Here is a 12,855-nt window from a genome sequence, read left to right as displayed (position 1 = left end):
CCGTGCGGAGAGAGAGAGCCGCTGTTCGCGCAGGTCAGAAGTCGTACGACGCACTCAGGCGCACCGTCCGCGGTGGTGTGAAGTAGCTGCCCATGCCGTAAAGGTTGGAGACGGTGTCCGGTCCGGTCTGGTACTTGGCCGTCGACTGCAGCTGGCGCCGCTGGTTGAGCACGTTGAAGACGTTCAGGCCCAGGCCCAGCCGATTGTCAGCAAACCCGGGGCGGTACATCACGCCCATGTCCAGCTGCGCCGTCCACGGCTGCCGGCCCGCGTCGCCGGGACGCGAAGGCTTGCCGTTGCAGTAGTGGTAGGCCGAGCCGTAACCATTGAGAGGATCGCTCTGGTCACTGCCGTAGTAGCCCAGGCAGTTTTTCGGCATGCCCGACATCACCCGCACCGTCGCAGACGCGGTCCATCCGTCATTGATCTGGTAGGCGCCGAACGCCTTGATCTGGTGCCGCCGATCGTTGGCCAGGTAGCCACCGGCGTACTCCATCAACGCCGCCGCATCCCAGTCCTGGGTCTTCGACACATCGCTCTGGCCGATATCCGACCTCACCTGCCCTTCGGTGTTGCCGAAGCTGCGCGACCAGGTGTAGTCCAGGCGGCCGTACCAGCCGTCGGACATCGGATGCTCGATGAAAACATCCAGCGCGACATACTGACGCTTCGCCTTCTTGCCGTCGTAGCCCCAATCCGTCGAACTCATGCTGACCGGCGTGTAGCCGGAGCCATCACGGTGCCGCAGCTGGAACGTGTTGGTCCCGCCCGGATTGAAGATCACGCAACCGGGCAGATCGAAGGTGTCGGCATCCAGCCCCATGCCTGCCAGTCGGTCGACGAAACGGTCGGCATCGCAGGTATCGTCAATGGCCGACTGCAGCTTGCGGTAGGTGACCTTGGCACCACTGTTCCAGCGGCTGCCCAGGGTTTTCTCTAAGCCCAGGATCAGCTCGTCCTGGTACTGCGATTTCAGGTCGGTCGGCGCCACCGCCAGCGGATCGGGTGCCTGCCCGTATTCGCCATTGGCCGACACCGGACCCGGCCCCAGCGGCGTCAAACCGGTCGGATTGCCGTTGGCATCGATGCCGGTATAGGTGAAGTACTCACGCGTGTACGTCGATGCGGAAGCACCACGGATGGCCACACTGTTGGGCAGTGCCAGATAGTAGCGGCCCAGGTTGGCGAACAGCTTCAACGAGGCGTTACCGAATACATCCCAGCTGGCGCCCAAGCGTGGCGCCCACTGGTCGCCGCTCTCCACGTAAGCGCGGCCATCGCTGTTGAAGTTGGTGAAGCGGTCGTTGCGCAGGCCGAGGGTCAGCAGCCAGTCGGGCGTCAGCTGCCAGCGATCCTCCAGGTAGTAGGCCCGCTGCTTGACCGACATGCTGGTGGTGGTGGAGAAAATGTACTTCTGCACGAAATAGCCATTTCCTCCCGGCGGTGCAATGCCGAAGCCCGGGCTGGGCGACGCGCCGGGATTGCCGCGGGAATAGATCCAGGCATGGCCGGGGCCGGTCATGGATTGGCCCTCGTTGTTGGCCCGATAGGTCATGTTATCGACGCCAGCGGTCAACTCGTGGTTGCCGACGCGGTACTGCAGGTCCATGCGCAGCCCATGCGTCGTGCTGCCAGCATCAGGTGCCTTGCTGTAGAGATCCGGCTGGTCGTTGCGGATCGGCCTACCGCCATTCAACGCGGGATCCTGGTTGCCGGCGCCACTGATGTAGGGGTTGCCCGAGTTCAGCGGATTGAACTCAAGGTTGCTGGTGCGGGCGCGCCCCCACACGGTACTGAAGGTCAGCGCGTCGTTGAGGTAACCGGTGTACTTGAAGATGTCGACGTCGGTGGTCGATTTGCTGATGTTGGGGAAGGTGCCGGTGCGATCCCCCTCGGCCAATGTCTGGTAGTCGAACTCCCGGTAGTAGCCGCCGGTACGATCCGTGTCCTGGAAGCGCGTGTATTCCAGCGTATTGTTGTCGTTGATGTTCCAGTCGATCTTGCCGTAGAACTTCGGCGTATCCGCGCGGTAGTGGTTGCGCACCTGCTGCGCGGCGGCCTCGTTGGCGGTTGCAACCCCCTCGCGACGGTTCGACTCGGCGGCAAGGTGGATGAACAGCCTGTCCTCAATCAACGGGCCACTGACATAGCCGCTATAGGTAGTCGTGGTGGACTTGTCACCGCGCCGGTAGCGATACAGCGTGCCCGGCTTGCCCTCGTTCTCGTAGGCATACCCCTCCGGCAGGGTCATGTCCGGGTAGTTCACCGATGCCGGTGACTCGGCCAGCCCGGCCGGCGACCAGGTGACCTGCGCGCCGAACCGCCACGCGTTGGTGCCACGCTTGCCGACCTGGTTGATGACGCCACCGGTGGAACGGCCATACGCCGCGCCATAGCCGCCGGTGAAGGTTTCCTGCTGGTCGATGGAGCCGTACGGCAGACTGATGCCACCCAAGTAGTTGAGTGGATTGGTGACGTTGAAGCCATTGAGGTAGTACGCGTTCTCGGTGACGCTGGAGCCGCCGAACGAGAGGACCGAGCGGGACCCGTTGGAGAAGGCGCCGCTGCCGGCCACCACGCCTGGTGCCAGCAGCGCGATGGACTCAGCGCTGCGCCCCAGCGGCAGCACGTCCAGCTGCTCGGAGGTGATGACCGACTTGGAGACGGTGTGGCTCAGATCGATCTTCGGCAGGTTCGCCGCGGTGACATTGACTGCTTCCAGGGTTGTGGCCGGGCCATGTGCAGCGAAGCTCACTTCGGTACCGCTGCCCACGCGCAGCTGTACGTCATCGCGCTGTTCGAGGATGCGCCCGTCGCGCTGCAGGCTGATGCTGTAGCGACCCACCGGCAGCGCGCCGAAGCTGTAGCGTCCCTGCGCATCGACGGCGACCGTCCGCTTCAGGCCGCTGTCGCTCTGGGCGACGACGGTCGCGCCTTCGGAACCGGCGGCGGCGCCATGCAGCGTGCCGGTGGTGCTCTGCGCAGCGACGCTGCCGATGATGGAAAACAATACTGCTGAAAGCGCGCTGCGCTTCAGCACACGATGGGCGGATGCAAATGCCATGAAGCTCTCTCCGGTGATGGGACTGCCGGAGGGTTATAGGCACGGCTCAGGCGTGCGAGGCAGTGCTGCAACCGGTGATGAATCTGGCGGAATACGTCACTATGCAATGTCCGGCGTAGACCAGACCCTACGCCATGCGCTTGAAAATCCTTAGGATTCAGCAGGTCATGCGGCCACTCGCATCGCTGCCCAGACCGCCTCACGACAGGTGAAATACGTCACCCAGGAATCGGCGACGCGCAGCGGGTAGTGTCTGAAGCGACAGCGCACCATTCCGATTCCGACATGCCCGCTGCAGGCACGCGGCGACGGACGTCACGCCGGCTGCAGCGTGCCCCGGTAATGCACGATGCGCCCGACCAGCGGCGCGCCGATTTCCACATCGAACACGAACTGCCCGTCCACGTCGTACTCAAAGCTGTTGTCGCCAGGCAGCAGCGCGCGTGGCAGCGGAATGCCCAGCACCGACCAGCGCCGTGGCATCAACTGCAGGCGCCCGCCGCCCACCACCAGCGCAAGGCCGACCGAGACCGCGCCAAACCGCTCGACCAGCAGCGCCTCATCACGACCACGGCCCTCGGTCTGCAGTGATGAAAAGCGGTGGCCACCGAAGCTGCGCGTCCAGCGTTCACCGCCGGCCTCGGCGCTGAACTCCACGCTGACCGGCACATCATCGGCCGCCGCCGGGAAGCCGAACAGCCTGCCCAACAGCCGCGACAGCAGGCCGGTGCCCCGCTCCACCCGCGCGCGCCCCTGCCAACGCCGTGCCGCCCCCGGTGCATGCAGGGCCTGCAGGCTGGCGGGCAGCTGCGCATAGGCATCCCCCAGCACGCGCTGGTACAGACTGGCGCCGGGCATGTCACGGCGGAAACCGGTGTGGATGGTGCGGCCTTCGAACAGGCGGTCGTAGTCGCTCAGCTCCAGCGCATGCGTGGCCGGCCGCGCACCGGGTGCCGGGCGTTCACCGGCCAGCTGCTTGCGGATCAGGCCCTCGATCGCCATCGACGGAATGTACGGGCCATCATCGGCCTCGGCCAGCAGATGCCAGCTCTGCTGCATCGGCACGCCATCGCGCAGGCCGGTGGCACGCACGATCATGCCCCCACGGTGTTCACCGAACTTCATCAGGTTCAGCACGGTGTAGAACAGGCGCGAGAGCGGCTCCAGCGATGGCAGGCGCAGGTGCTGGCGCGCCTTGGCCAGCAGGTTGAGGATGCGGTGCAGGAGCTCCGGCACCGGGCCGGCCCCCATCCAGATATCGGTCAGGGTCGGGTGTTCGCGCGGCAGCACCCGCAGGTCGGGCACATCCACCAGCGAAAAATGCAGGTTGCGCAGCGGAATACGGCCTGGCACGGCCACGGTGAAGCGCCGGCTTTCGGCCAGGCCGATGCCATGGCCATCGCGCCCACCGCGGCGCAGCCTGACCGGCGCCCCGGCATAGCCGACCACTGCCCGCATCACGTTCAAGCCAATGCCCGCGAAGGGCGACGGCGCGATGCCGCCTTCAATCGTGACGATGTCCATGCGTGCCGCCATGGCCCGCAGGACCGCGCCGGTGAGCACCGGGAAGCTGCTGACCCCGGACAGCACATAGATGCCGGCCGCCTTGGCCTGCGCGTCGTACTGCGATACGCCGAACACGAAGTCAGCACCATCGGCGAAATCCAGGTAATCAATGCCGGCCGCGATGCAGGCTTCGATCGCGGCATAGCCGTCCGCGCCGTATTCCTGGAACGGTCCGGACGCATCGACCACCAGGTCGGGCCGCTCGGCCTGCAGCGCCGGCGCCAGCTGCTGCCGGTCCAGCTGCAACGGCCGCAGCGTGGACTGGCCACGGTAGCCGTTACAGAACGCCTGCGCCGATGCCAGGGTACGCCCGGCCACCAGCAGCTCCAGCTCCGGCAGGTCCGCCAACAGGCGGATCAGCCGCCCACCAAACACCCCATATCCACCCAGGATCAGGATCTTCACGCTTCGTCCTTGTCGTGCTGCCGTTGTCGGGAACTGCTTTCCCCCTGTACCTGCCATCGTAGCGCGCCCCTGCGCTGCAGCACGATGCCGCATTAACACCGCCCGTGCTATCGCTGCGCCTTCGTCCGCTGCGGAGCCTGGCCATGGCCCACAAGAACACCATCTGCGTGTGGTACGACAAGGATGCACTGGAGGCTGCCACCTTCTACGCCAACACCTTTCCCGACAGCGCGGTGACCGCTGTCCACCATGCCCCTGGCGATTACCCGGCGGGCAAGGAAGGCGCCGTGCTGACCGTCGAGTTCACCGTCTGCGGCGTTGCCTGCGTCGGCCTCAACGGCGGGCCGGCGTTCAAGCACAACGAAGCGTTTTCCTTCCAGATCCAGACCGAAGACCAGGCCGAGACCGACCGCCTGTGGAATGCCATCGTCGGCAACGGCGGGCAGGAAAGCGACTGCGGCTGGTGCAAGGACCGTTGGGGCGTGTCCTGGCAGATCAGCCCACGCATGTTGATCGAAGCGGTGACCAGCAAGGACAAGGCACTGGCCAGCCGCGCCTTCAAGGCGATGATGCCGATGAAGAAGATCGACATCGCCACCATCGAAGCGGCGATCGCCCGCGCATGAGCGACTGGGACGCGATCATCGTGGGCGGCGGCCACAACGGCCTGGTCTGCGCCGCGTACCTGGCCCGGGCCGGCCGCAGGGTGCTGGTGCTGGAACGGCGCGGCGTGCTGGGCGGCGCGGCGGTCACCGAGGAATTCCATCCCGGCTTCCGCAACTCGGTCGCCTCCTACACCGTGTCCCTGCTGCAGCCGAAGGTGATCGAGGACCTGCAGCTGCACGCGCACGGGCTGCGCATCGTCAACCGCCCGGCCAACAACTTCCTGCCGCTGGACGATGGTCGCTACCTGCTGTCCGCACCGGGTCGCACCCAGGCCGAGGTTGCGAAGTTTTCCGCGCGTGATGCGCAGCGGCTGCCCGAATACGAAGCGCGCCTGGAGATCTTCGCTGACGTGCTGCGCGCATGGGCGTTGCGCGCACCGCCGGACCTGGGCGTGGCCTGTGGTTGGCGTGCCCTGCCTGCGCTGTGGCAGATGGGGAAGCTCGGCCGCGAACTGGCCACGCTGGATGCTTCGCTGCGGCAGGAGCTGCTGGACCTGTTCACCCTGTCGGCCGCCGAATACCTGGACCGCTGGTTCGAGAGCGCACCGATCAAGGCGCTGTTCGGTTTCGACGGCATTGTCGGCAACTACGCCAGTCCCTATACACCGGGCAGTGCCTACGTACTGCTGCACCACGTGTTCGGCCAGTGCAACGGGGTGAAGGGCGCCTGGGGCCATGCGATCGGTGGCATGGGTGCGATCAGCCAGGCCATCGCCTCGGCCGCACGCCAGGCCGGTGCAGAACTGCGTGTAGATGCGCCGGTGCAACGGCTGCAGATCGAAGACGGACGCGCGGTGGGCGTGGTGCTGGGCGATGGGCAGACCCTGCGCGCGCGTGCGGTGATCGCCAACGTCAATCCGAAGCTGCTGTACGAGCAGCTGCTGGAACCGGCGCAGGTGCCCGCCCCCACGCGCGAACGCATGGCGCAGTGGCGCTGCGGCTCGGGTACCTTCCGGATGAACGTGGCGCTGTCGCGGCTGCCGGCGTTCCGCGCCCTGCCCGGCCCCGGCGATCACCTCAGTGCCGGCATCATCATGGCGCCCAGCCTGGACTACATGGATCGCGCCTGGCTGGATGCGCGACGCGATGGCTGGTCGCGCGAACCGATCGTGGAAATGCTGATTCCCAGCACGCTGGACGATTCACTGGCGCCGCCCGGACAACACGTGGCCAGCCTGTTCTGCCAGCACGTGGCCCCGGTGCTGCCCGAGGGCCGCCACTGGGATGATCATCGGGAGACAGTGGCCGACCTGATGATCGCCACGGTCGAGCGGCATGCGCCGGGCTTCAGCGCCAGCGTGCTCGGCCGCCAGGTGCTGTCACCGCTGGACCTGGAGCGCACCTTCGGCCTCATCGGCGGCGACATCTTCCACGGCGCGCTCAGTGCCAACCAGTTGTTCTCGGCCCGGCCGATGATGGGCCAGGCCGGTTATCGGGGTGCGCTGCCGGGGCTGTACCTGTGTGGTTCGGGGACCCATCCCGGCGGTGGCGTGACCGGTGCACCGGGACACAATGCAGCGCAGGTGGTGCTGCAGGATCTGTAGATCCACGCTGTGCGTGGATGCGCGCAGCGCGCCTCACTTCACGCTGCGCAGGTGGTTCGGGCGCTTCGGCGGGCCGGGCGGGCGGCGCTTATTGAACGGCGACTGCCCGCGCCAGTAGCGGATCAGCAGCCAGCCGAACAGCATGCCGCCCAGATGTGCGAAGTGGGCCACGCCCGGCTGCCAGCCGGTCATGCCCAGCACCAGTTCACCCACGCCGAACAGGATCACGAACGTACGCGCCTTCATCGGAATGGGCGGGAACAGCAGCATCACCCGCTGGTTCGGGAACAGCATGCCGTAGGCCAGCAGCAGGCCGAACACACCACCGGACGCGCCCAGCACCGTGGCCGGGTTTTCCAGCAGCGTGCCCACCAGCAACTGGCAGACACCGGCACCGGCCACGCACACCAGGTAGTACAACAGGAAACGCTTCTCGCCCCAGGTCTGCTCCAGCGGCGCGCCGAACATGAAGACGGCCAGCATGTTGAAGAACAGGTGGCCGAAGCTGCCATGCAGGAAGCCGTAGGTGAGCAGCTGCCACGGCTGGAAGTTGCCACCGGGCGAGAACGCATCGAAGCCCGGCTGCCACGGCTGCAGCATGAACGGTTCGAAGGTCTGCATGCCCAGCAGGAAAGGCTGCTGCAGCAGGAACAGGACCGCGTTGGCGATCAGCAGGGCCTTGGTGACGGTTGGCAGTCGCGGGAACATGGGAATACCGGCATGGAACGGCCTCCATCATAGCCGCAGCACCGCGACAGGGAAGCGACCACCGGGCCCCGCCCGTTCAGTCGCTGGCAGTGATCAGCCCGGGCCCCAGACCGCCGCATCCAAGGCAGCGGCCGGATCGATGGCGGGCATGCGCACCCGGCCGTTTTCCACTACCACCCCTTCGGCGCGCAGCCGCTGCGACTGCTCGCGCCAGCCGGCAGAGCCCTCGGCCATGGCGATGCGCCCGTCCGAACGCAGCACGCGGTGCCAGGGCAGGTCAGGATCGTCGTTCTGGCCCAGGATGCGCGCGGTCAGCCGCGCACGCCCGGGCAGGCCGGCGCGCATGGCCACCTGGCCATAACCCAGGACCTGCCCCGGTGGGATGGCGCGGATCACCGCCAGGATGCGCGACCGCGCCTGTTCCGGCGTCAGCGCCGCAGGCGGGTCACCAGCAGTACGCCGATCAGCACCAGCACGGTGCCGGCGACCTGCGCCGGCCCCATCGGCTCGTCGAGCAACCATAGACTCATCACGATGGTGGAAACCGGACCCAGCATACCCACCTGCGCGGCCAGCGACGAGCCGACACGCTGCACCGCCAGCATGATCGCCAGCACCGGCAGCACGGTGCACACGGTGGCGTTGACCAGCGACAGCCATTGCACCGGTGCCGGCGCCTGCCACAGCAGCGGCAGCGGATGGGTGACGCTGAAATGCAGCAGCACCAGCACGCTGGCCACGCAACTGGCGTAGGCGGTGAGCCGCACCGCGCCGATGCGGGCCACCACCTGGCCACTGCCGAACAGGTACAGCGCGTAGCTGAGCGCGCTGCCCAGTACCAGCAGGCTGCCGATGATGATCTGCCCGCCTTCGCGCTGCAGGTCATGGCCGAAGGCCAGCAGCACGCCCAGGTAGCTCAGCACCAGCGCGCCGATCTGCCAGCGGCCCGGCCGCTGCCGCGCCAGCAGCACGTTGATCAGCAGCACCAGGGTCGGGTTCAAATACAGGATCAGCCGTTCCAGGGTCACGCTGATGTACTGCAGGCCCTGGAAATCGAGCAGGCTGGACAGGTAGTAACCGGTGAAGCCCAGCCACAGCACGCGGGCGCGGTCGGCCCAGGACAGCGGTTCGGCACGCCGCGCGGCCCATATCGCCATCAGTACGAACAGCGGCAGCGCCATCACCATGCGCAGGGCCAGCAGCGTGGTGGCATCCACGCCATGGCGCAGGCCCAGCTTGACGATGATGGCCTTGCCGGACGCCGCGATGGCGCCGACGGCAGCCAGGCCGATACCCCCCAGGGCGATGCGAGGGGAAGCAGTGGCGATGCGGTGGGAGGGGCTGGACATCATGACGACGGCGGGCCGCGCATGGCGGCCACGGGGTATGTGGGGACGCCCATTGTCGCATGCGGGGGCGGCCGGCCCCTGTAGAGCCGAGCCGACGCTCGGCTTCGCGGTGCCGGGGCGGAGACAGCCGAGCATGGGCTCGGCTCTACAGACAGACGCAGTCGAGCATGGCTCGACTCTACAAAAAGCGCAGGTCAGCGCATCAGCACCACTTCCTCGGCCGAGGTCGGGTGGATGGCCACGGTGTCATCGAACTGGGCCTTGGTCGCGCCCATCTTCACCACCACCGCGAACCCCTGCAGGATCTCATCGGCCGCCTCGCCGAGCAGGTGGATGCCCACCACGCGCTCTTCCGCTCCCGCGCACACCATCTTGAACAGGCTGCGCTGGGTACCGTTGGCCAACGCCTGCAGCATCGGGCGGAAACGGCTGTGGTAGACCGTCACCTGGTCGAAGCAGGCGCGGGCATCCTCTTCGCTCATGCCCACGGCGCCCAGCGGCGGGTGCGAGAACACCACGCTGGCCACGTTGCTGTAATCCATCTTCGCGTCCGGCCGGCCACCAAACAGCCGGTCCATCAGGCGCCGCGCTGCCGCCACGGCCACCGGCGTCAGGCCCACTTTGCCGGCGATGTCTCCCACCGCGTGCACGCTGGGCACCGCCGTGGTCTGCCACTCATCCACCTGCACCTGTTGGTGTTCGCCAATGCCGATACCCAGCGCCTCCAGGCCCAGGTCGCGGCTGTTGCCACGGCGGCCGGTGGCGAAGAACACCGCGTCGAACACGCTGTCCAGCGGGCCATCGTGGCCGAAGGCGCGCACGTGTCCGCCATCGCGCTGCAGTTCGCGCAGGCGGTAGTCGAAATGGATGCGTACGCCCTGCTGGCGCAGGTTTTCGGCCAACTGCCCGGTCAACTCGTAATCGAAGCGGTCCAGCAGGCGCTTGCCGCGCACCAGCAGGCGCACCTTGCTGCCCAGCGACTGCAGCAGGCCGGCCAGTTCCACGGCGATGTAGCCGCCGCCGATGATCGCCACTTCGGCCGGGGCCGCGCGCAGGTCGAAGAAATCATCGGAGACCAGGCCCAGCTCGGCGCCGGGAATGTCCGGGCGCTGCGGGTGCGCACCGGTGGCGATGAGGATGTGCTCGGCGCTGTAACGCACGCCATCGCTGCAGGCCACGGTATGGGCATCGAGCAGATGGCCGCGCGCAGGAATGCGCACCACGCCGGTTTCATCCAGGCGCTTGGTGTAGCTGGTGTGGATGTTGCTGATGTAGGCCTGGCGGTGGATCACCAGTTCCTTCCATGACAGCGCCGGGCGCGCCGGAACATCGAACCCCATCGCGCTGGCCAGGCCGATGCGCTCGTGCAGATCGGCCGCCAGCCACATCGCCTTCTTCGGCACACAACCGACATTGACGCAGGTGCCGCCCAGTTCCCCCGGCTCCAGCAGGGCCACGCGCTTGCCATGCTGCGCAGCGCGGATCGCACCGGCCAGGCCGGCGGAACCGCCGCCAAGGACGATCAGGTCGTAGTCAAAGGATGCAGTGCTCATCGGAATCGCTCGAATGAAGGGAGAAACGTAGATCCGCGCCATGCATGGATGGCGCCGCTGCCGCAAGCGAGCATGCCATGGGGGCCAGGCAGCGCAACGTGAGCGGCGGGGGCAGGATTCAGCCCTGCCCCGCCTCGCGGCGCATGGGCGGCCATTGCCGGTAGGTCATCGCCCGCCACAGCCACTCCATCGGGCCAAAGCGGAAACGCCGCAGCCACAGATGCGAGACCCACACCTGCAGGGTGAACAGCAGCAGGGCCAGCAGCAGCTGCCACGCACGCGGCAGCACATCGAACCAGCCCAGCCCGTAGTGATAGAACAGCCACGTGCAGACCAGCGACTGCGCAAGATAGTGGGTCAACGCCATGCGGCCCGCCGGTGCCAGCCATCCCAGCCGCGCGCGCCAATGCACCACCCAGGCCAGGTAGCCCAGGCACATCGGCACCGCGCCCAGCGTTACCAGGGCCATCGCTGCAGTGGTCGGCAGGGTGTAGATGCCCGGCACCAGATAGGGCTTCCAGACCACGCCGGCCAGGGTGACCAGCAGGCCCAGCGGCAGCGCGACCCAGCGCAGGCTCGCGTACAGGCGCGGGAAGCGCTCGGGCGTGGCCAACGCACCGCTGCCGGCGAACCAGCTGCCGATCAGGAACATGCCCAGCACTTCAGGGCCGGTGATCACCACCGCGCCCAGCGATGAGCCGAATTCGTGCAGGCGCTGGAGGTTGCCCTGCGTCCAGGTGCCCTGCCCGTACACCTGGCGCTGCTGGGCAATGGCCTGCTGTGCATCGGCCAGCATCTGCTGCAGGTCCGCTGGCGCGGCCAGGGACACCATCGCGCCGATCAGCAGCATCATCATCACGCCGGTCACGTAGACGCTGCCGCCCATCCACGGCAGCCAGCTGCGGGGGGCATCCCGGCAGGCCAGCAGGAGCAGCGACACCAGCGCGTACATCACCAGGATGTCGCCGGACCAGACCAGCAGCGCATGGCACAGGCCGATCAGCGCCAGGCCGGCACTGCGGCGCAGGTAGAACGGGGTGAAGTCACGCCGGGCCGCCTCGGCGCGCTGCGCCATCACCGCGAAGCCGGCGCCGAACAGCAGCGAGAACAGGGTGAAGAACTTGCCCTGCACGAAGACATAGACGAAGGCGTCGGCCCAGTAGTCCAGCCCCTGCCAGCGCACGTCGATGCCAGTGAAAGCCAGGTCCAGCGGCCCGCTCAGCGCTTCGATGTTCATCAGCAGGATGCCCAGCAGGGCGAACCCGCGCAGCACGTCCAGCACGGCGATGCGTTCGCCGGAAGCCACCGGCTGCAGGGAAGGAGAAGCGGCGTTCACGGGGCATCCGGCAGGCAGGTCCGTCATTATGCCGCCGGGCCAGACGCCATGCGCGGCCGCGCCGTGTTCCACAAACGCAACGGCCCACCGAAGCGGGCCGTTGCTGCCATCACGATCGCGTTGCGATCAGTGGTGGTGACCACCGTCGCCGTGGACGTGGCCGTGATCGATCTCTTCCTGGCCGGCTTCACGCACGTCGACGATTTCCACGTCGAAGTGCAGGTCCTTGCCGGCCATCGGGTGGTTCAGGTCAACGTCGACCACGCTCATGCCGACCTTCTGCACGGTGACCGCGCGCGGGCCGAAGTTGGTCTGCAGCACGACCTGCTGGCCCGGGACCAGCTTGGTGTTGCCGAAGTGCTTCTTCGGCACGCGCTGGGACAGGCCCTCGCGACGCTCGCCGTAGGCATCGGCCGCCGAGACGTCGACGCTGAAGGTCGCGCCGGCTTCCTTGTCCATCATGGCGTTTTCCAGACCCGGAATGATGTTGCCGTGGCCGATCAGGATCGCCAGCGGCTCGCCGCGGTCCTTGGACGATTCGATCGGCTCCTGGCCGACCTCGGAGACGGTGTAGTGGAAGCGGACAACGCGGTCTTTTTCGATCTTCATGCGCAACTCTGTCTGGATCTGCCGGAGGCAGGCGGGTTGGGGCGGGTTGTCGCCCG

General features: G+C 67.1%; 10 protein-coding genes. 2 read left to right on the top strand and 8 right to left on the bottom strand.

All coding sequences use genetic code 11. From position 1 onward, the window contains the following. Nucleotides 1-34: 34 nt before the first annotated feature. Complete coding sequence (locus ACM2ZB_RS21380) at nt 35-3,064, bottom strand: TonB-dependent receptor (protein WP_416056895.1); 3,030 nt, start codon at nt 3,062-3,064, stop codon at nt 35-37. Nucleotides 3,065-3,379: 315 nt separating this feature from the next. Then, nucleotides 3,380-5,035 (bottom strand): DUF4166 domain-containing protein, encoded by a 1,656-nt coding sequence (locus ACM2ZB_RS21375; protein WP_416056894.1) that lies wholly within the window; start codon nt 5,033-5,035, stop codon nt 3,380-3,382. Nucleotides 5,036-5,178: 143 nt separating this feature from the next. Between ACM2ZB_RS21375 and ACM2ZB_RS21370 the strand changes: the two genes are divergently transcribed. Beyond that, nucleotides 5,179-5,661 (top strand): VOC family protein, encoded by a 483-nt coding sequence (locus ACM2ZB_RS21370; RefSeq protein ID WP_416056893.1) that lies wholly within the window; start codon nt 5,179-5,181, stop codon nt 5,659-5,661. Continuing rightward, nucleotides 5,658-7,244 (top strand): phytoene desaturase family protein, encoded by a 1,587-nt coding sequence (locus tag ACM2ZB_RS21365; protein WP_416056892.1) that lies wholly within the window; start codon nt 5,658-5,660, stop codon nt 7,242-7,244. The genes ACM2ZB_RS21370 and ACM2ZB_RS21365 overlap by 4 nt, the downstream gene beginning before the upstream one ends. Nucleotides 7,245-7,277: 33 nt before the next feature. Here the strand turns inward: ACM2ZB_RS21365 and ACM2ZB_RS21360 are convergent, their stop codons facing one another. The 6 genes from ACM2ZB_RS21360 to ACM2ZB_RS21335 form a co-directional block, all read right to left on the bottom strand. Further along, a complete protein-coding gene (locus tag ACM2ZB_RS21360) occupies nt 7,278-7,952 on the bottom strand; it encodes a rhomboid family intramembrane serine protease (protein WP_313441176.1) in 675 nt (224 codons plus the stop codon). A 93-nt stretch (nt 7,953-8,045) separates the two neighbouring features. After that, nucleotides 8,046-8,384: an MGMT family protein gene (locus ACM2ZB_RS21355; RefSeq protein ID WP_416058594.1), complete on the bottom strand. Its 339-nt coding sequence runs from the start codon at nt 8,382-8,384 to the stop codon at nt 8,046-8,048. Beyond that, entirely contained in the window at nt 8,381-9,301 is a 921-nt protein-coding gene (locus ACM2ZB_RS21350; protein WP_313441177.1) for a DMT family transporter, read from the bottom strand. Before ACM2ZB_RS21350 ends, ACM2ZB_RS21355 begins: the two co-directional genes overlap by 4 nt. A gap of 194 nt (nt 9,302-9,495) precedes the next feature. Next, nucleotides 9,496-10,854 (bottom strand): glutathione-disulfide reductase, encoded by a 1,359-nt coding sequence (gorA, locus tag ACM2ZB_RS21345; RefSeq protein WP_416056891.1) that lies wholly within the window; start codon nt 10,852-10,854, stop codon nt 9,496-9,498. 118 nt (nt 10,855-10,972) lie between these two features. Beyond that, nucleotides 10,973-12,217, bottom strand: a complete 1,245-nt coding sequence (locus ACM2ZB_RS21340; protein ID WP_416056890.1) for a DUF418 domain-containing protein — start codon at nt 12,215-12,217, stop codon at nt 10,973-10,975. A 99-nt stretch (nt 12,218-12,316) separates the two neighbouring features. Beyond that, on the bottom strand, nt 12,317-12,799 hold the full coding sequence (locus ACM2ZB_RS21335; RefSeq protein ID WP_313441183.1) for a peptidylprolyl isomerase: 483 nt from the start codon (nt 12,797-12,799) through the stop codon (nt 12,317-12,319). Between the last annotated feature and the right edge of the window lie 56 nt (nt 12,800-12,855).

The organism is Stenotrophomonas maltophilia (assembly GCF_047782825.1).
Lineage (GTDB): Bacteria > Pseudomonadota > Gammaproteobacteria > Xanthomonadales > Xanthomonadaceae > Stenotrophomonas.
The sequence above is the reverse complement of the archived record's forward strand: the minus strand, read 5'-3'. Positions and strand labels throughout refer to the sequence as shown.

Excerpts from the sequence above, each read along its gene's own strand:
- ACM2ZB_RS21360 (WP_313441176.1), bottom strand. The coding sequence starts at position 7,952 with ATGTTCCCGCGACTGCCAACCGTCACCAAGGCCCTGCTGATCGCCAAC.
- ACM2ZB_RS21365 (WP_416056892.1), top strand. The coding sequence starts at position 5,658 with ATGAGCGACTGGGACGCGATCATCGTGGGCGGCGGCCACAACGGCCTG.
- ACM2ZB_RS21340 (WP_416056890.1), bottom strand. The coding sequence starts at position 12,217 with ATGACGGACCTGCCTGCCGGATGCCCCGTGAACGCCGCTTCTCCTTCC.
- ACM2ZB_RS21370 (WP_416056893.1), top strand. The coding sequence starts at position 5,179 with ATGGCCCACAAGAACACCATCTGCGTGTGGTACGACAAGGATGCACTG.
- gorA (WP_416056891.1), bottom strand. The coding sequence starts at position 10,854 with ATGAGCACTGCATCCTTTGACTACGACCTGATCGTCCTTGGCGGCGGT.
- ACM2ZB_RS21335 (WP_313441183.1), bottom strand. The coding sequence starts at position 12,799 with ATGAAGATCGAAAAAGACCGCGTTGTCCGCTTCCACTACACCGTCTCC.
- ACM2ZB_RS21350 (WP_313441177.1), bottom strand. The coding sequence starts at position 9,301 with ATGTCCAGCCCCTCCCACCGCATCGCCACTGCTTCCCCTCGCATCGCC.
- ACM2ZB_RS21380 (WP_416056895.1), bottom strand. The coding sequence starts at position 3,064 with ATGGCATTTGCATCCGCCCATCGTGTGCTGAAGCGCAGCGCGCTTTCA.